The organism is Acetobacterium carbinolicum, from assembly GCF_047456275.1.
GTDB classification, from domain to species: domain Bacteria; phylum Bacillota; class Clostridia; order Eubacteriales; family Eubacteriaceae; genus Acetobacterium; species Acetobacterium carbinolicum.
The window spans coordinates 131,289-149,049 of record NZ_CP173357.1 but is presented as its reverse complement, the minus strand read 5'-3'; the positions used below and the strand labels follow the sequence as shown (position 1 = coordinate 149,049).

General features: G+C 39.9%; 26 protein-coding genes. 3 read left to right on the top strand and 23 right to left on the bottom strand.

Annotated features, from left to right (window positions below; all coding sequences use genetic code 11):
- Positions 1–10 precede the first annotated feature (10 nt).
- From ACIZ62_RS00755 to ACIZ62_RS00740, 4 genes are all read right to left on the bottom strand, one after another.
- Positions 11–841 carry a lysostaphin resistance A-like protein gene (locus ACIZ62_RS00755; protein WP_414151825.1) on the bottom strand — a complete coding sequence of 277 codons (831 nt, stop codon included), beginning with the start codon at positions 839–841 and terminating at the stop codon, positions 11–13.
- Between the two features lie 173 nt (positions 842–1,014).
- The gene (locus tag ACIZ62_RS00750) at positions 1,015–1,866 is read right to left on the bottom strand and encodes a hypothetical protein (RefSeq protein WP_322519211.1); all 852 of its coding nucleotides are present in this window, start codon (positions 1,864–1,866) and stop codon (positions 1,015–1,017) included.
- Positions 1,867–1,939: 73 nt separating this feature from the next.
- Positions 1,940–2,608 (bottom strand): class I SAM-dependent methyltransferase, encoded by a 669-nt coding sequence (locus ACIZ62_RS00745; RefSeq protein ID WP_111888443.1) that lies wholly within the window; start codon positions 2,606–2,608, stop codon positions 1,940–1,942.
- 55 nt (positions 2,609–2,663) lie between these two features.
- Positions 2,664–3,281: a hypothetical protein gene (locus tag ACIZ62_RS00740; RefSeq protein ID WP_414151041.1), complete on the bottom strand. Its 618-nt coding sequence runs from the start codon at positions 3,279–3,281 to the stop codon at positions 2,664–2,666.
- A 253-nt stretch (positions 3,282–3,534) separates the two neighbouring features.
- On the opposite strand from ACIZ62_RS00740, the gene ACIZ62_RS00735 reads away from it, so the two are divergent.
- Entirely contained in the window at positions 3,535–4,698 is a 1,164-nt protein-coding gene (locus ACIZ62_RS00735) for an iron-containing alcohol dehydrogenase (protein ID WP_414151040.1), read from the top strand.
- 413 nt (positions 4,699–5,111) lie between these two features.
- Positions 5,112–5,540, top strand: a complete 429-nt coding sequence (locus tag ACIZ62_RS00730; protein WP_414151039.1) for a DUF3788 domain-containing protein — start codon at positions 5,112–5,114, stop codon at positions 5,538–5,540.
- Between the two features lie 22 nt (positions 5,541–5,562).
- On the opposite strand, the gene zupT is transcribed toward ACIZ62_RS00730, so the two are convergent.
- The 19 genes from zupT to ACIZ62_RS00635 form a co-directional block, all read right to left on the bottom strand.
- Entirely contained in the window at positions 5,563–6,411 is an 849-nt protein-coding gene (zupT, locus tag ACIZ62_RS00725; RefSeq protein WP_414151038.1) for a zinc transporter ZupT, read from the bottom strand.
- A 521-nt stretch (positions 6,412–6,932) separates the two neighbouring features.
- Complete coding sequence (locus ACIZ62_RS00720; RefSeq protein ID WP_414151037.1) at positions 6,933–7,124, bottom strand: hypothetical protein; 192 nt, start codon at positions 7,122–7,124, stop codon at positions 6,933–6,935.
- Positions 7,121–7,366: a hypothetical protein gene (locus ACIZ62_RS00715; RefSeq protein ID WP_414151036.1), complete on the bottom strand. Its 246-nt coding sequence runs from the start codon at positions 7,364–7,366 to the stop codon at positions 7,121–7,123. Before ACIZ62_RS00715 ends, ACIZ62_RS00720 begins: the two co-directional genes overlap by 4 nt.
- A 34-nt stretch (positions 7,367–7,400) precedes the next feature.
- Positions 7,401–7,694, bottom strand: a complete 294-nt coding sequence (locus ACIZ62_RS00710; RefSeq protein ID WP_414151035.1) for a hypothetical protein — start codon at positions 7,692–7,694, stop codon at positions 7,401–7,403.
- 23 nt (positions 7,695–7,717) lie between these two features.
- Positions 7,718–8,065 (bottom strand): phage head closure protein, encoded by a 348-nt coding sequence (locus tag ACIZ62_RS00705; protein WP_414151034.1) that lies wholly within the window; start codon positions 8,063–8,065, stop codon positions 7,718–7,720.
- 120 nt (positions 8,066–8,185) lie between these two features.
- The gene (locus ACIZ62_RS00700; RefSeq protein ID WP_414151033.1) at positions 8,186–9,859 is read right to left on the bottom strand and encodes a terminase large subunit; all 1,674 of its coding nucleotides are present in this window, start codon (positions 9,857–9,859) and stop codon (positions 8,186–8,188) included.
- Positions 9,860–10,283: 424 nt separating this feature from the next.
- The gene (locus ACIZ62_RS00695) at positions 10,284–10,841 is read right to left on the bottom strand and encodes a tyrosine-type recombinase/integrase (protein ID WP_414151032.1); all 558 of its coding nucleotides are present in this window, start codon (positions 10,839–10,841) and stop codon (positions 10,284–10,286) included.
- A complete protein-coding gene (locus tag ACIZ62_RS00690) occupies positions 10,834–11,091 on the bottom strand; it encodes an HNH endonuclease (RefSeq protein WP_414151031.1) in 258 nt (85 codons plus the stop codon). Before ACIZ62_RS00690 ends, ACIZ62_RS00695 begins: the two co-directional genes overlap by 8 nt.
- Positions 11,092–11,183: 92 nt before the next feature.
- Positions 11,184–11,459, bottom strand: coding sequence for a head-tail connector protein (locus ACIZ62_RS00685; RefSeq protein WP_414151030.1), 276 nt, complete (start codon positions 11,457–11,459; stop codon positions 11,184–11,186).
- Positions 11,460–11,462: 3 nt separating this feature from the next.
- On the bottom strand, positions 11,463–12,707 hold the full coding sequence (locus ACIZ62_RS00680; protein WP_414151029.1) for a phage major capsid protein: 1,245 nt from the start codon (positions 12,705–12,707) through the stop codon (positions 11,463–11,465).
- A gap of 2 nt (positions 12,708–12,709) precedes the next feature.
- Positions 12,710–13,300 carry an HK97 family phage prohead protease gene (locus tag ACIZ62_RS00675; RefSeq protein ID WP_414151028.1) on the bottom strand — a complete coding sequence of 197 codons (591 nt, stop codon included), beginning with the start codon at positions 13,298–13,300 and terminating at the stop codon, positions 12,710–12,712.
- Positions 13,297–14,499 (bottom strand): phage portal protein, encoded by a 1,203-nt coding sequence (locus tag ACIZ62_RS00670; RefSeq protein WP_414151027.1) that lies wholly within the window; start codon positions 14,497–14,499, stop codon positions 13,297–13,299. The genes ACIZ62_RS00675 and ACIZ62_RS00670 overlap by 4 nt, the downstream gene beginning before the upstream one ends.
- A 143-nt stretch (positions 14,500–14,642) precedes the next feature.
- Positions 14,643–14,918 (bottom strand): hypothetical protein, encoded by a 276-nt coding sequence (locus ACIZ62_RS00665; RefSeq protein ID WP_414151026.1) that lies wholly within the window; start codon positions 14,916–14,918, stop codon positions 14,643–14,645.
- 3 nt (positions 14,919–14,921) lie between these two features.
- A complete protein-coding gene (locus ACIZ62_RS00660) occupies positions 14,922–15,065 on the bottom strand; it encodes a hypothetical protein (protein ID WP_414151025.1) in 144 nt (47 codons plus the stop codon).
- A gap of 13 nt (positions 15,066–15,078) precedes the next feature.
- The gene (locus ACIZ62_RS00655) at positions 15,079–16,029 is read right to left on the bottom strand and encodes a phage replisome organizer N-terminal domain-containing protein (protein ID WP_414151024.1); all 951 of its coding nucleotides are present in this window, start codon (positions 16,027–16,029) and stop codon (positions 15,079–15,081) included.
- Positions 15,999–16,340, bottom strand: a complete 342-nt coding sequence (locus tag ACIZ62_RS00650; protein WP_414151023.1) for a phage replisome organizer N-terminal domain-containing protein — start codon at positions 16,338–16,340, stop codon at positions 15,999–16,001. Before ACIZ62_RS00650 ends, ACIZ62_RS00655 begins: the two co-directional genes overlap by 31 nt.
- On the bottom strand, positions 16,327–16,533 hold the full coding sequence (locus tag ACIZ62_RS00645; RefSeq protein WP_414151022.1) for a helix-turn-helix domain-containing protein: 207 nt from the start codon (positions 16,531–16,533) through the stop codon (positions 16,327–16,329). Before ACIZ62_RS00645 ends, ACIZ62_RS00650 begins: the two co-directional genes overlap by 14 nt.
- A 41-nt stretch (positions 16,534–16,574) precedes the next feature.
- A complete protein-coding gene (locus ACIZ62_RS00640) occupies positions 16,575–16,721 on the bottom strand; it encodes a hypothetical protein (RefSeq protein WP_414151021.1) in 147 nt (48 codons plus the stop codon).
- A 2-nt stretch (positions 16,722–16,723) separates the two neighbouring features.
- Positions 16,724–16,924 (bottom strand): helix-turn-helix domain-containing protein, encoded by a 201-nt coding sequence (locus tag ACIZ62_RS00635; protein ID WP_414151020.1) that lies wholly within the window; start codon positions 16,922–16,924, stop codon positions 16,724–16,726.
- 134 nt (positions 16,925–17,058) lie between these two features.
- Between ACIZ62_RS00635 and ACIZ62_RS00630 the strand changes: the two genes are divergently transcribed.
- Positions 17,059–17,634, top strand: coding sequence for a helix-turn-helix domain-containing protein (locus tag ACIZ62_RS00630; protein ID WP_414151019.1), 576 nt, complete (start codon positions 17,059–17,061; stop codon positions 17,632–17,634).
- The last annotated feature ends 127 nt before the right edge of the window (positions 17,635–17,761 follow it).

Here is a 17,761-nt window from a genome sequence, read left to right as displayed (position 1 = left end):
TTGAGCCAACTTACAATTCCTTAGTATCATTGGAGCGTAAATCCTTATCGCCGTAGTATCGTTGCCCAAACGCCGCCGCATAATGCCAGTTTTTTCGGAAGAAAAGCACCAGCCAGACCAATCCAATCGTAATAAAAATGCCCGCCATAATAAGTAACAGCGGCATATCGGCGGGTGTTATTTCGGTTGCGGTCTCGGTGCTAAGGGATGCAAAATATTTAAGCAACACCACCACCAGGTTATGGAAGCTATGGATAATCATACACGGAAGCAAACTTCCGTATTTCATAAAGATCACACACAACACCATCCCGACGAGGGTGGGACTAATACCGGTGGTCAGATGCATCGCTCCAAAAATCACCGAGGATATAATCACTGCCTTGGCTGCTGAAAATCGTGTCAGCATTTTATTAAAAATAAAGCCTCTAAAAATCAGTTCTTCACAGATTGGCGCCAAGACAACTGCGGATATAAAATAAAGCCCCCAGTTGGTGGTGGTTTCAGACAATTCGTTAAACACCCCAGCGGGCAAAACAAACATAATTCCCAGGGAAATCAATAATAGAATCCCCATCCCAAGCAATTCCGGAAATAATGCCGCCGCAATTGTTTCTCTAATTTTAAATTTTATCGGCTGCAGCCACTCTCGTAAAGACACATGGTGTTTTTTAAAGTGATATAACATCCAACCGATGGGAAAAAAATAAAGCGCCAAGGTTCCGGCAAACGACATGACATACGAACTCGCTAACCCCAGCAAATTAAAGAGGATCAAACTTAACACCAATGTAAGAATAGTTCCCAAAATCAGATACCGATACTTCATGTTTTTTAACATCGTGATCAATTTCAACCCTCATTTCATATTTTTATGTTTCAAACAGTATCGCCTACTCGAAAGATAGGCACCTAAGACCAACTTATACGGATGCCAGTCATCTTTAATCGATAACTTCATGACATCCGTCTTTCCTAAGGGTCAGAGAGGATATTATGATCCTGTAAATCAACTTATTTGACAATACCCGAGAGTGCCGTTTCATAATGCTTTCGGCTTTCTGGTTGCATCGCATTATCCAGGCGCAAAAGGACATTTCCGGTCTGATAGGTTAACCCTGCCACATCAGAAAAAACACTCAGATAATCAAAGCGCTGCTTCGCTACCGTATAATCCTGATAAACTTCGACTGATCCACCCAAGGGTTCACTCTGATTTTCCGCCTGTTCAATGGACGTATCTTCAAAGCGGGCGGCCTGGGCCAATTGTAGATTCGGTTGTTTCAATAAGCCACTTGCATAAACAGGATCAGTATAAACAACCACTTCCCCAATCGGTTGGCCCGCTTCTTTTAGCTGCTCAATGATTTCCTGTGGTGACAGGGTACAAAAAATTTGCGCATCCTGCTTTTCTTTTTCTTTCTGACTTTTAGCCGCTAAAATAAAATCCTCAAAGCTGAATCGCTCGACCTTTTTATATTGGCTATCATAAGCGGTTTTTCCTTCTCCGGAATCCGAAAAAAGATAGAGGGTTTGTTCCTCTATTTTAAACCGAATCCGCCTTTCTGGCGTATCGATATCATCTAAACGCAACACCAGGGTATTTTTATCATTATGCCACTCACCTTCTGATATCGTCAGCTTTCCATCATAACCATTATAAAAGCTCACGGTACCATTTTCGTTAAAGACATATCCTGTCATTGCCGTATCATTTAACGCCCCTTCGCGGGGCACCAATTCCCAATTACCAGTGAGGGTATCCTTGGCACAACTCGATAGTACCAACAGAGCACAAACCAGAAACAGGAGTGTCATCATCCATTTAGTGTTTTTTCTTGACTGCTTCTTTTTTCTTTCTGACATACTTTTCCTCCGTATGTAAAAGAAAAACAAAGAGGGAATCATTCTTATTCGTCTCTTTATTTCACTTACTGCCTTATTTTATTGCAAAAAAGACCGCAAAATTCAGATATTTGAAGATGCAATCCGCTTTCGAAAATCCTTCACTAAGAAGCCAGGCCAGTTGATCATTAAGCGGTGCAGTTTGATCAAAAGAGGTGCGGTGATAATAGGCGGCCAGTTCTTCTTCAGTAACATCACTTTTTCTAACAAAATCATGCCAAATACCAATGATCTGCTCTTCAAGTTCCGGATCAGGGCTCAATACCTGATCGGCATTGACAAAGATGCCATTTTGAGTAAGACTTGAAAAACAGTTTTTAAAAAGCTTTTTCTTCTTATCATCTTCCAGATGGTGGATGGATAAGGCTGATACAATGGCATCATATTTTTCGTCGAAGGTGTGACTGGTATAATCATCGGCAATATAGTGCATCTGATCCCGCCCCTCAAAACGTTGCTTAGCCAGATCAAGCATGTTCTGGGCTTGATCAATCAGGGTGATCTGAGCCTTAGGGTAAGCTGCCAGCACAAAGGCTGACATCAGCCCCGTCCCCGCCCCAAGATCAAGTACCTTCGGCGTATCAGTATCAAAGTTTAATAGATCGATAGCCGATTGATAAAAAGTATCATATAGGGGAATGAAATGCCGCCGGTTGGCATCATAATCTTGACTATACTGGTTAAAAACGTCTTTTAAATGCATTGTTTATCCTCTTTTCGTTGTCATTGATTGTCCGGTACCACCGATTTTCTTGACCTTATACCAATCGATCAAGGGCATTGTTTGGATTTGCGTTACTCTCTGCCAAACCATCATTTTCCTGATGACCTGCTCTTGCTGCCGCTCCCCACGCCGCATTATATATCGAGCACATTTCCATTTGACGACCCGTTTCTGCCTTTGTACCAAACATCGTCCAACCGCCATTTGAATAGCTTGCAACCATTTCGCCATTGCCATCATAAAACTCAGCGTATTCTACACAATCCGATTCTTTTTGATACTTTATTTTTCCTTCAAAGAGTAAAGCAATCCAATCAATCGGTTTTAAAATATCCAGGTCATTTTTCGAACCTTTTTTTAATGCTTCCTTTAAACCTTGCGTAATAATTCGATTCCGATCTGGGGATACTTCCGAAACATAACTTTTGGCCAATTTGTTAAATCCCGCTGATTCATTCTGAAATTTTCCAGCTTGCTGATCCTTAATTGCTTGTGCTATTATTGCCTGCTCATATTCAGAATCACTCGTTCCTGATTGCTTTTTTGTATTGACATGGACATCCGTAAAATCCGGCAAACGAACCCCAGCAATTTTTGCTGTTCCAGAGAATACCCGATTCTGAGTCGCATAATTATTATTGGTAACATACATGATAGATCCTCCTTATTATTTACCTTAACTCTTTTTATTTATTGTAAACCCAATCATCTTTTTATGCAAATTTTATCAACCGTTTTTGAAAGTGATCTAGTCACTGAATAAATATCTCCCTTGGCTATAATCAATACAAGAGAACTAAAAAACGACCTTGCCGACACAACACAACCTTTCATAAATGGATGCGTGCTCTACTCTTACTGTTTTGCATAGAAATAAAAATAAAAATTCAAAGGAGAATAATCAAATGGCTGTTGCAGATCAAGTTTTTGGGTATTTTATGCCCGTCGTGAATTTAATGGGACCCGGTGCAGTAAAAGAAGTTGGTGAACAGGCAAAAGGTCTTGGTGCAAAAAAAGCGTTAATTGTAACCGATGAAGGCATGACAAAAATGGGCGTGGCTGATCAGGTCAAAGATATTATTGAGGCTTCTGGACTGAAGGTCGTTATTTTTTCAGGTGCCCAGCCAAATCCAACTGATCTTAATGTTGCTGATGGTTTAAAGGTTTTTACCAAACAAAAATGTGATTTGATTGTATCCTTAGGTGGTGGCTCCTCACATGACTGTGCAAAAGGAATCGGCCTAGTTGCCAGCAACGGCGGCAACATCCGTGATTTTGAAGGCGTAAATAAAAGCACCAAACCAATGACCCCACTCATTGCCATTAATACTACCGCTGGTACCGCCAGTGAAATGACACGTTTTTGTATTATAACAAACTCGGAAACCCACGTTAAAATGGCCATTGTTGACTGGAGAGCGACTCCAACCGTTTCAATTAATGACCCCGTTCTTATGATGGGTATGCCAGCTGGTTTAACCGCCGCAACCGGAATGGACGCCTTAACACATTCGGTTGAAGCGTATATGTCAACCATTGCTACCCCAATAACTGACGCTGCCGCATTAATGTCAATGAAGCTCATCGGCGAAAACCTTCGTCAGGCCGTCGCCAACGGCCAAAACTTTGAAGCCCGAAACAATATGGCCTATGCACAGTTTTTAGGCGGCATGGCATTTAATAATGCCAGCTTAGGTTACGTACACGGAATGGCACATCAACTGGGCGGCTTTTATGATCTCCCTCACGGTGTATGCAACGCCATCTTGCTCCCCCATGTTCTTAAATACAACCTTAACAGCAATCCCAAACGCCTCAGCGATATTGCAGTTGCTTTAGGCGAAAACATTCACGGTCTTTCTGTCCGAGATGCCGCTGAAAAAGGGGTACACGCCATTATTCAGCTTTCACAAGATGTTGGAATTCCAACCGGCTTGACCGAGCTTGGGGTCAATGAAAAGGATTTCGAGCTTATGGCTGAAAACGCCATGAAAGATGCCTGTAGCGGAACCAATCCAAGAACCGCAAAACTAGAGGACGTCATTCAGATCTTTAAAGATGCGATGTAATTATCACACCCTCAATACCGACAAACAATTATAACAAAGAACACCTTTATTCCAGACAAAAAAAAGAAGAACGCTAAGAAAAATTTTCTCAAACTATCAAAGAACCCGGTTTTCAAATTGAAAATCGGGTTCTTTTCGTGATCAACAAACTTGACATGGGCATCATAACATGGGGATGTTTTGTTCGTCATGTTATCCCGGCCGATTAGTCATCATCTTCTTCCCCAAACCATTCAATTTCAGATGACTTCTCCAATAGATAATCACCATTTTTATCAAATTAACTTGACCTGTCTGGATCATGGTGATAAATTCTAATTATAAAATTAACGGTAGTTGGGGGAAGTGTCTTGGGCTTTACTTTAGCGTTTGTACATTCTGCAATTACCAGAAAAAATATTGGAGGTTATCTTATGGAATGGAGTCAGTATTTTGAACAGGATCATGAGCCAACACTCGCCGAGATGATCAGTTTCGTCAATAATCCTCTCTGGATTGCTTTGCAAAGCTTTATTGAAGCCACCTATCACATCAAACCGATCATGAATTACAGCCGCTGTTCCGCCCAGCGTGGCTGGAATCTGAAGTACCGGAAAAGCAGCAAATCCCTTTGTGTGCTCTATCCAATGGATGGTTATTTTATCGCACTGGTGGTGATAGGAAACAAGGAACTCACTGAAGCTGAAGCGTATCTTCCCCAGGCCAGCCCTGAAATTCAAGAGCTATTTGCCCGAACGCCTTTTGCTGCCGGGGGCCGATGGCTGATGATTCCCGTGACCTCTGAACGAATTCTGGAAGATGTAAAAAATCTGATTCAAATCCGGGTCCAGCCCAGGCAATGATATAAGTTCACTAAATCATTTATTAAATAAACAATAATAAGCTTACTGCCATAACGATCATTCCGGCGACAAGTCCATAGATGGATAAATGATGCTCCCCATACTCTCTTGCTGAAGGAAGCAATTCATCTAATGAGATGAACACCATTATCCCGGCAACGATCGCAAATACAATCCCCATCACCGTTTCAGTCAGGTATGGCATTAAGAGTAAATAGCCGATCAAAGCCCCGAAGGGTTCTGCAAGCCCGGATAAAAAAGAGTAGAAAAAGGCTTTTTTCTTGCTTCCGGTTGCATAGTATATTGGAACGGATACCGCAATCCCTTCTGGAATATTATGAATGGCAATCGCAACCGCAATCGGGATGGCAATGTTGGGTTCATGAAGTGCGGCAATAAACGTAGCCAAACCTTCGGGGAAATTATGAATAGCAATCGCTAGTGCCGTAAACATACCCATTCTTAGTAGCTTATGATTTTTTTTTGCTTCTTCGCGTTTTTTTATTTGTTCCAGGTGATGAGTATCGGTTGGGTGGTCACTATTGAGCTCTTCAATGCTGTGTAACTCGTGGGGGTTTTCCGAACTGGGGATCAGTTTATCAATAATTGCAATGATCAACATGCCTCCAAAAAAGGCGATAACGGTAACCCAGGAACCGGTTTTAAGACCAAGTTCACCAACCAAGCTGTCTTGTGCCTTAACAAATATTTCAATCATCGATACATAAATCATGACTCCAGCCGAAAAACCGAGACTTATTGCTAAAAACTTAGTATTGGTTTTCTTGGTAAAAAATGCTAGAGCACTGCCGATGCCTGTACATAAGCCGGCAAACGTTGTTAGCATAAAAGCAAATAATACATTATTCATAGATACCTCCATCAGTTTATTTGTGTTTAGATTGCAACTGCTCTTCGATTATAAAGATCCTTGCGTTTCTCAGTTGTTAATTTAAGCGTATTATACCTGATATTCTCTCACTAAACAACAAAAAGAGCGGTGCTTCTCCAAAGGGTCAACACGCCAAAACCACGCAAAAAAAACAGCCCTAATCGGCTGCATCGTAACATTTTTATTGATTTTTTTACTAATTTTTGAAATGGCGGAGAGAGGGATTCGAATTATTATGATGCTATAAAATGGCATAAAACCGTAATTAATCAAATCTCATAGAATCCCATTATATAGCCATTTTTAGACAATCCCGTACTATCTGGAATCACCTTTTAAAATTCTCTAAGGGGTAAATTTAGGGGTCAAAATATCAGCTTAGGGGTCATAATTTATAGGGTGTCTGTATTTGCCGAACCCTTTATTTTGACCTGATGCATTGATTTAGTGCATCAGCTCCCATAACCATGCAAAAGACCACCTACAAGGTGGCCTTTCTTTTAATGGACAATTGTACCAGCTAATCTAAACCCTTCTGGCCCCGGAATTTCCAAAAATTGATCAACCGCAATCCTTCCAGCATCAGCCTTTGATTCTGCGTCTACCTCAAGGTTAATGCTGATCGATTTTGATTTATAAAAATATAGCACCGTTACATCATATAATTTCTTAGAGCTAACCCGATCGTTCATTTCACACGCCCCATTAAAAGCTCAACAGCTGCATTGAATCCCAAAACAAACGCCTGGTAACCTTCAATGTTTGAAAGTTCGAGTGATGCTTCTTCAATTTTTAACATTAACTGTTCATCGTGATTTTCGATCTGACTAACCAGATACATATATTTCCCATGCGCCTGATTAAATTCACTTGTTTCCTGAATCGGTTTTTCCCTTGCATAATCCCATAAAGCTTTTAAACTACCATTTTCCATAATTTTATCATCCTTTCAATTTTAATAAATCAGCCTATTGCAAGACTTTTAACGCTGGTGGGTATACTCTTATCAGGTCTGCCTGTTTTATCGTCCCTATCATGGCATCGGTCAATATACCCCTGAATGACTGAAGCTGCTCTAATTCTTCCTGGGTGATGCCCTCAACCTCAATGGCCTTGAAATACTTCACCGCATAAAAATTCATGATTGGTTTTAAACCGCTGACCGATGTTTCAGCTAATAAGCTTTTGGCCATTCGGATCATGCCATCCAGATAAACAAGCCGGTAAGTTGGCTGGCCTGTTGTTTCAATAATTCTTAACATCGCAATCCCTCCATAGCTGGCTCCTATATGACCGGGTGTCCAATTGACCATGAATCTGCATAAATCTGCACATCCTGTTTATAACCCTCGTAAGTATCAACCCGCTTGATATTGTAGTACCGGCCTTTATATTTGATTACATGGGTTGTGGGATCAATATCATCTCTCCAGTTGATTACAAATAACATTTCTTCACCGGTTTGAACGGCTGCTGCTTTATAAAACTCACTGGCTGATAACTGCCGAACATATGCCCACAGGCTCCCTGGGTGAATGGCTTCAAGCGATGATGGAAACATTTCACCAATTTCATTTTTTGTATATACCGCTTTTAGTATCTGGATTTTTTTATCTTTTAAACGTTTTTTCATTAATCGTTCCTTCCCCATGGAAAAGCCCCACGGTTTTAAACTCTTTAAGGGGTGTTAGTGTATGATCGCCCTTTTAAAAACGGCTTAAAATGGCGATATCGGGTTTGTTTTTCTTCTCTATCACACCGCTTCTACAAATTCCTGATAGTGGTCACATAATCCCACATAAGCATCCAACAACGATGCGGTACCATCGATTTTCATTTTAGGACTGCTGGCTTTTGCTGGAATAATGTTTTCATTACGATCCACAATTACACCCGTATTAGACAGACACCATCTAAGGATTGGATGATTATTATAATTAATTTTTTTAGCTGCCAGATCCGCACCCAGCTTTTCCATGGGTAAGCTTAATGTCCTTGCGCCCTGTCTACATGGGATCATGTTAAAACCTTCCATTATCATTTCATCTTTCCAGTATGTAGCTGAATAAGCATCATAATAAATCCATGCCGGATTAATGCCATGAATATGGACTAATTCCAGAAACCACGCCGTTATATCTTTATAATCAATGGTGTTTCCGCTGCACAGTCTCAATAATCCCCGTTCACGCCACTTGTCATAAGGTACTTTGTCGGCTTCTACACGATTATTAAATGAATCCTCTGGCAACCAGTACATTTGCGTTACAAACCGTTCTTCTGTTTCCCGATCCATCATTAGAGCCGTTGCACAGGTTAAATCCCCACATCTGGCCAGATCAGCACCGCCGATAAAGTATGATCCCCTGAACCTTTCCAGATCAAAAGTTTTTTCATTGACAATATCGTCCCAGCTTAACCATGCATTATAGGCGTTCATTTTAATATTGAAATCCTTGCATAAGATCCCGCTTAAATCGTTGGCGCTATTCTCTGACCGATTGATTTTATTTTCAAGATCATCAATCTTCTTAATCGTTCCTAAGCCAGGGTTCGCTTTCGTCCATAATTTTTTATCTTTGTATTCGTCCCTTTCGTCCATCTCATAAATCATAGGCAAAAATGTATCATCTTCAAAGCTGCCATCACAAACGCCACAGGCATATTCATAGATATCATCAAAAATGTTTTCTCTGACCGTACCTGACGTTGTTGTCATCAACATTAACGGCTGCCGTCTGGCACTCATGGACTGTTTAAGTACCTCATAGATGTTACGGTCTTTAATACTGTGAAGTTCATCAATAATACATAAATGGCTGTTTAATCCGTCCAGGCTGTTGGAATTTTTCCCCAATGGTTCAAACTTTGATAATGTTTGTTCAAAATAAATATCTGTTTTTCGCTTTCTGATGTATTTTGTTAAGTTAGGAGATTGCTTCACCATGTTATGTGTTTCATCAAAAATAATTTTCGCCTGATCCTTTTTACTGGCAACACTGTAGATTTCTGCACCGGGTTCAAAATCTCCGATCATCATATATAAAGCTATCCCACTGGCCATGGTTGATTTCCCATTTTTACGGGCTACCATAAACAATGACTCCCGGTATTGCCGATAACCCGTCTTATTGTCCACAAAACCAAACAGAGTCATTATATAAGCTTTTTGAAACAGTTCCAACTTGACGGGCTTTCCTGCCCATTCGCCTTTGCTATGTCTGCAAAACATTTCTATGAAAATTATTGGCCTAGCTCCCAGTTCAATATCAAAATGATAACCCTCGTTAGGCTTTTTAAGAGCATCCACAATTTTTTTATATTGCTTTGCTACCCGTTTGGACACAATCACTTCACCGGATTTAATCTGATCCCAATAATCCAGAATATAATTTTCACATTCAATATCTTTTTCTTTTTTTCTCAAATTTTTACTCCCTTCATTCAATATTTACCCCCCTCAAAAATTGAAATTTCACTTTAGGGGTTTTCTAAAGGCCATCCTACGGTTCCTAAATGGCTTTTTTCAACTTCAAACCCGGGGGGATCTCATCACGTTTTTAAAAATCATCAACCATTTTTTTCTTTCCATTTTAAAAGTTACATATCTATAATTGTGTAATGTTTCTTAAAATACCTTCAAAGCCTGTTTATTACTTATTTTTTTGCCACATATAAAAAACAAATGTTATCTTTTTTCATTCTGTATCCTTATTATAATTTTTAACGATTTTTTGACCATATCGTTTAATAATCTGTAAATTTATCAACGAATCAAACCGCTTTTTAAAGCCATTCGTAAGATTCATTTTTAAACTGCTTTTGTTTCAGTTGTTCATTGTGTAACATTATTAAAATAGTTTAAAATCTTTGAGTTGTTTATTAATAATGTCCTGCGTCACACCGATATATAACAACGTCACATCGATTGAAGAATGATTAAATATCATCTTCAAAGTGACCACGTCCTTTGTTTGTTTGTAATAATGATAACCCATCGTCTTTCTTAAACTATGAGTACCGAAGCTACCCTGCAATCCGATTGCCTTAGCTGCTGAAGACAATATCACATAAGCCCGTTGCCTGGTTATTGGTTGATTGTAACCCTTCTGACTCTTAAACATATATTCATTGTCTCTCAGATAGTTGCAATAAATATATTCGTTCGCTGCTTTCTTCAATTCTGGATTAATTAGTATTTTTGTCTGTTTATTTGTTTTCTGTTCCCTGAAATAAAAATAATCTCTATCCCGAAAATCTTTTACCTTCAGGCTTAACAAATCGGATATTCGATAGCCGGAATAAAACCCGGTCATTGCAAGGATGAAATCACGCTCGTTGCGTTCTTTCAGATACTCAACAAAATTGACAATATCGTTTTTTTCTCTGATTGGTTCAACGCTATTCATTTTTGATAAGTTCCCCCTCGCTGTTAAAACACAATCCTTCCTTGCATCCAGATCCAGCTAAATGTTCACGGGTGTGGCAATCCTGACATAGATACTCAAGGTTTTCCCAGTTCAATGTGATCATAGGATCATGAATGTTCTTCGGTGATATGTACTGTTTATGGTGGACTATGCGCCCCGGCTGTCCGCATCGTTCACATATAAAATGCTTGCTTGCTGCGTATGCCTTTGAAGTCCGTCGCCATCTCACCGAATTATAAAAGTCTTTTGCATAAATTTTTGCTATCTAAATCACCGCCTTAATTGTTGGGGCTTCCAATCTGGAAACCCCTTTTGTATCTCCTATTCTGTTGGTGCAACCGCCATGGCTGTCAATACTTTAAGCAAACTGTTAATAGTCCGCTCCAGCTTCTCAGTTTCCGTCCCTTCTGCGTTATACCACAGCGCCAATAAAAATTTACTGACTGTATCGGCTAATGGTTCGGTGGCCTGTTGGGCTGCACTCATGCCGGTTGTGGTTTCAATATAATCCGGGATGGCTGACAACAACGGGGTAATCACCCCGTCATTGTCTGTACCATCAAGCCTGAGATAATCTCTTGCTTCTGTAACCGTCATATCTTAAAGGGCTGCTTCGTATAGTTTAACGAATGCTTCGGTAACAATTGGCTTAGTGTCCGCAACTGCAATGGCCCGATAATCAATCAATCCTGATTTAAAGCTGGATTCTCTGGAGACTTCAATAACAATCCCTTCGGGGATGTTGTAACCCATGTAAGCCCAATTTCCCAGATAAATGTCACCATCGGCGATATTATCATCAATAACCACTTCACGACCCAGAATGTAACCAATGCTTTCCTGTTTCGGATCTGCAATAAAGATAGGCCGTTTGTTATCATCTACGATGTTGTAAATATGGGTATATAAGGTTGCGTTGTTGCAAGCCCATTTTGCCCCGGCACTGTAACCACGTTTCAATTTGCCCATGGTAGAAACAAAATTCGTATAGGTTGGAATAGTCCCTTTTGTATATTCAATCGCATTGGCATCTTTTACCCAGGCAATTGATTCAATCCCGGTTCCCTCGGTGGTGCCTGCACCGTTGACAATCGAGTCTGCGATGGTTTCCATCACACAGGCGGTTAATTCGTCGGTGATATAGGATTCAAACGCACTGATACTCATTTTCTTGGCAGCTACACTGATTGAGAATATTTTGAGGATTTCATACCCATTAAAGGCCACTGTTGCAATGGTTTCTTTTTCAGTCTCAACGGCTGCCCCTTCAACGTGCCACGCTGCTTTACTGGTAGGGGTTCCCACTGGTACACTGATCTTTGTTGGAATATTGAATGATCGACACTGTGGCAATAAACCGCCCATGGTTCGGGCCTTGCTGATCACCTCATTTAATGTTTGGGTAGGCAGAACGGCAACCGCATTGGTGACAGTATTAAAGGCATCGGCTCGTTTTTCCGTGTCCACAATGGTCTGCGCCCGATTAAATGCTGCGGTCTCAAAGGCCGTTAGGTTCTGGCCCAATAATGTTTTAAAGAACGCTGATCGATACTCTGGACTTGCGAACACATCCCCGGTTAAGGCTGCTTCACTGGCCCGGGTTTCAAATGATCCTCCCGTAATTGGGTTAAATTGACCCCGGATCTCTGTTTCGGTTTTTTTCTGGTTCTCGATGATGTTTTCCTTTGCCTGGTTAAGCCCCGTGATTTCAATATTTAATGCGGTTACGTCGGCGGTGGAATCTGTTTCAATGGTCTTTTTTATCTGTGCTGCTCTGGTTTCGATTTCCTGAATACTGGAGTTCCGATAATGATTAAAGCTTTCTGCTGCTGTATTAAATTTCATGTTTATTTTTCTCCCTTAAATAAAATTTTATTGGCCATAATTGTAATGGCTTCTTTGACCTGATCGGTGCCGGTTGCCTGAATAGCTGCCCTGGCTTCCACAGATGTTTGTGGATAGGCTGGAAATGGCAAAATTGACACTTCATAAACTTTTTCAATCTTTAATATTTCCCGTGTATTGGTCGCTGGGTCGTACCGGTCACCCCCTGCCGGGACTTTAAAGGCAAAACTCATTCCTGAAAGATCGCCCCGTTTAACTGCCGTATGAACGGATCGGGCTTCCTCGGTGTCGGGTAACGTTGCGATCATCATCAACCCTACCGGGTCCAACTTAAATTGCATCGTTTTTGGTGTTTTGGCTAAAGGGATCTTGCTTAAATCGTGATTATATAAAAGTCGTGTATCGGACAAATCACAATCATCAAGCGCACCCCTGCGGATAATTTCGGTGTAAGATCCTGCCGGATCGTTTATTGTGGTCGGCTGATCAAATACAATCGGCATCCCAACTATGAGAAGGCTATTGTCAACCCCTGCCGGGGTTGAGGTCGCTCTTGTCTCTGCTGTTATATTGCTTATTCTGGTTTCTTTCATGGTTTTATACTCTCCTTTTCGTTTAATTGATATTGATTGGCCTTGTCGGCATCCACCATGTTCAATGTTTGAAGCCGTTTGTCACCATCCGGAATACTGGGTAGGTTTAGGATTTCCAATGCCTGGTTAATCGACAGCAACCCCAACGGCACTAATTCTTTAATCATATTGACTTTGGTGGCGTTGCTGGAAAAGATCAACCGCCCGGATTCAAAGCAAATACTGTTACCAAAGGTCTGTTCCCGGTCATTAAATACTTTCCGGGTAAATTCAAGGCTTAATTGTAAGGCGATCGGCTCCAGTGTTGATTCATAAAATGCCGAAAACTGATCTTCATTGTATGAACTATTAACAATGCTCTCTGATATGCCCAGATAGTTATAGACCTTGGTTTTAATGGCTTGAATCTGATCGGTGTCAATATTCACGGGTGCCTGATTAATCGGGGTATACTCAATTTTATCGTCAACCATGACCACACCGCCGTTATTGCTCATTTGAAGATAGTTCTCCATGAAGGTCTTTCTGCTTTCTTTTAGTTTTTCATCTGATAAAATCCCGGTGTGCTTCATAATTCCCCGGATATTGGCTGATGATTGAATACTGGTAACCATCCCTTCACTTTGAGCGTGGGCAAGCTCCAGCGTGTCCATGATGGCGGTGTTCGGATCTCCCAGCAAATCATTTTGATTAAAATTTCGTCTCAAGTGGATAATATCCGCATAGGGTAAAATCACATCTTTTCCGTTATTGAACAAGAATTTGCAATACATTTCCCCGGTCGGATCGGTCATAAAATCCACATGGTTTGCCCCCATGGGATAAACCCCCAATAACTGGCCCCGATCATCTTTCTGTAAATAAGCAAAAGCGTTATTGTAAAGATAATAGTGGGTGACCATCTTATACAGGAAATCATAGGCGGTCATATACGGGTTGGGCGAAACCTGTAGCAGCTGATTAATTCTGCAATCACCTTCGACCTTTTTATGATCGGCGTAACTGATCACATGGCTTCCCTTTAATTTTCCGCAATTCCGGGCGATGGCATCCACGCCACCCCGGTAAATGTCCAGTGAATAGGCATCACCTGACCAGGGGGAAAAGCTGTTATTTCCGCTGATTAGTTCTGCCCGTTCCATCGTCTGTGGGTTGGGTACTGGTTTTTTGAATCGGTTAAAAATGCTAATGTTCTTCACGCTCCTTTTCTCTATAATTGTCTCTAATATGCATGATGCGCCTATTAGACAACTGCTATTTTTGTCAAATGGATTTGACCTTTTAATACATTGTTTTTCATTACCGCACTGGACAAAATTAATTCATTAGTGCTATAATATTCTTAAAGGTTTAGTTGTGTGCCGTCTTCAAACTGCAATTTGAGGGCGGTTTTTTTTATGTGCTTCTCTGCCCATACCAAATCAGTATAGGAACCATCATTCTGGGGTGCCATATTCGCCCCTAACAGCTTTTCACTGCTTAACCCACATAGAACATCACCCAGATAGTCAAGCGCCGATAAAACGGCATCACTGGGGTTTTCAATACTCAACAGGGTATTTTCTGCCATGTGAATAGCTTCTTCAATCAGTTTCAATTCGGTGTATTGCGTTCTCATTGGTTATTTCCCTTCCTGATCGGCCTTTTTAACCTGATCATAGACTTTTCTGCAAGCTTCTTTAAAGTTATCAGCATAAATGTAAATTATCATTGGTACATCAAAACCACATTCCGGATCTTCAAACATAAAACCATATTTTTTCATAATTTATCCTCTCTTAGATTTCAGGATCTTCCCAATTCTTATAATCACGATCAATAATCTTTTTCCAGTTTTCCGGTTTAAGAACCCAATCAATTAAAAGTTGAAACCTGTGTTCAGTATCTCCCATCAGATAGGAACTGTCTGTAATGCTGTCAATTAGATAACCGATCGTCTCCATAGGCTCCTGACCATCACCATAAAGTTTTACGTTTTCTGTCAGCTTCTCGGTCTGTTTTTCATTAAGCTTTCTAATTGGATCTGATACATTGAGATTACTCCAGCAATCAATGAAATATTGAACTTCTTCAGCACTTAAAGAAATAGAGTTATTATCAACTGTTGATAATGGAGGGATTGACTGGCTGATTGGTTCTAAGTCTTCAGTCTTAGTCTTATTATTTCTCTTATATTCTTCTCTTTTTTCTTTTAGTCTTTTTTCTAAGTCTATATTTAGATCTCTCTCTTCTTCTAAATCTTTCTTTTTCTCTATCTCTGTGTAACAATTCGTAACAGGCGGTAACTCACTGGTAACGCCATAGTAACCGTTAGTAACAGGTGGTAACTCGCTGGTAACATTGTTACTAGTTCCATTTACTTTATCTTTTGCACGCTTACGGCGCATAAGTTCAGCTTTGTCAGTTTCGCTGCCAATAAACTCTGCTATTCTGGGTAATAAATACTCATCACCATCAATTTCAAGAAGACTATTTTTAATGCAAAAATCAATGGTTTCTTTGATCAATTCTTCATCTTCATCAATTTCTAATGCCAGTTGTTCAAACATACTTTCTTCGTTACCTGTAAATATCAGACATCCATCACTATTAATACTCAGCAATATTAACTTTAGATAGATAACTATATAATCTCCACCATTTTCTAGCCTACGCATCTTCTTTATTTCTTTTTCTCTGAAAAAACTTTCTTTCAGCTTTAACCAATAGTATCTTTTGTTTTTAGCCATACTAACTCCTTAAGTTTACCGTCATCAGGCATCATATCAATTACGCCATCGCCCATGATTTTGATTATGCCGAAATCAATAAATATCTTGATAGCAGTCTCAACATTTTCATTAGATTCTTCGGTCATATATGAAAGGTTAACCGCATTATTTTTTATTTTCCCTTCACTTCTTAGGCTGATCAAATACATTTGCATAAGAATATTTATATAAAGGTAACCATTTGGCAATGATTCAAGGGCAATAATCGTTTCATCATCAAAGAAATCATCCCGTAACTCAACATATAATTCATCTTTACTGTTGTCCATGTTCACCCCTCGCTTCCGCTCCCAACCATGCTTTAAACTCTTCTTTTGGTATCACAATACGTCTGCCAATTCTAATTGCTGGGAATCCAGCCAAACAAACTAATTCATATGCCTTCGGGGTTGAAATTCCTATTAATTTCGCTATTTCTGGGACTGTATATGTAAGTTTCTCCATATCTTCACACCCTTTCATTTTTGATATTCTGCTCCAACAAGTCCGGTTCTTCCGGAAATCTAAATTTTGCCGAAAATAAGCGGTAAAGCTTCTCTGATATCCTCAATGAAATTAAGCAGTTCATTCTCCTGATTCTGACAATAGGAACTGTCTACAACCAGATCTGCCAGAATATCCAGCATTTCATTCCCTGTTAAGACGTCCATGCTTAGACCTCCTTTTCTATTAGATCTTCTACCGGGATTTCCAATGCTCTTGCAATTTTCCCAATTGTTGCAGGCCTTACACTTCTGCCAGTAATGACATTATTAACTGTAGGGCGTGGCATCTTTGTTAGATTTACTAAATCACCAGTATTTAGACATCTATTTGCCATTGCAATTTCAAGTTTGTATTTGTTTGCTTTCACGTTATCACCTCCGATTGGATGTATTTATAAATCAATATTAACATCCGTTCGGATGCTTGTCAAGATAATTATAATATTATATTTCCATTTGGATGTTTTTAGTTTATAATTATATAAAACGAGGAGGAACGAATATGACATTTGGCGAAAATTTGATTAAAATACGAAAAAGTAAAAATATGACACAAGAAAAATTTGCAAAAGAAATCGGTATAGGCTTGGCTTCTCTCCAACGCTATGAATCTGGTGAACGCTCCCCAACTCTAGATACACTCAATAAAATAGCCGATGGGTTAAAGATAGGGTTGCGTGATATCGTGGGTGATATTGCCACTACCTATATGTTTGGTGCTGATAAAAGCGTATTGTTTGACGAAGAAGGAATATTATGGGCTGTTAGAGAGCAGTTTAACTTAACACAAGAATATTTTTCAAAGGCTACCGGAATGGAGCTTGAACGATATATAGAAATTGAAGAAAACAAAGTAAAACCAACTGATTCTGAAATTAGTGCTATTTATAATGTTCTTAGTTCACATGGTTTTAAATCATCGGATATGATATTCATGAAAAGTGGTAATGAGAATTGGGTTTGGATCTCAAGAAAAAAACACTTGCTCTATTGTTTCGACCAACTAAACGAGCAAGGCCAAGAAAAGGCTGTTGAGAGTGTAGAATTATTGACAAAGATTCCAGAGTATAAAAAATAGGGTGTCAAGATAATTGACACCCAAAATGTGTAACTACTGGTAACACCATGGTAACAAACGGTAACTGATGGTAACGTTTGAGTAACGGCGAGACTATTCGAATGTCGGTATTACCGACTTTAGAAAC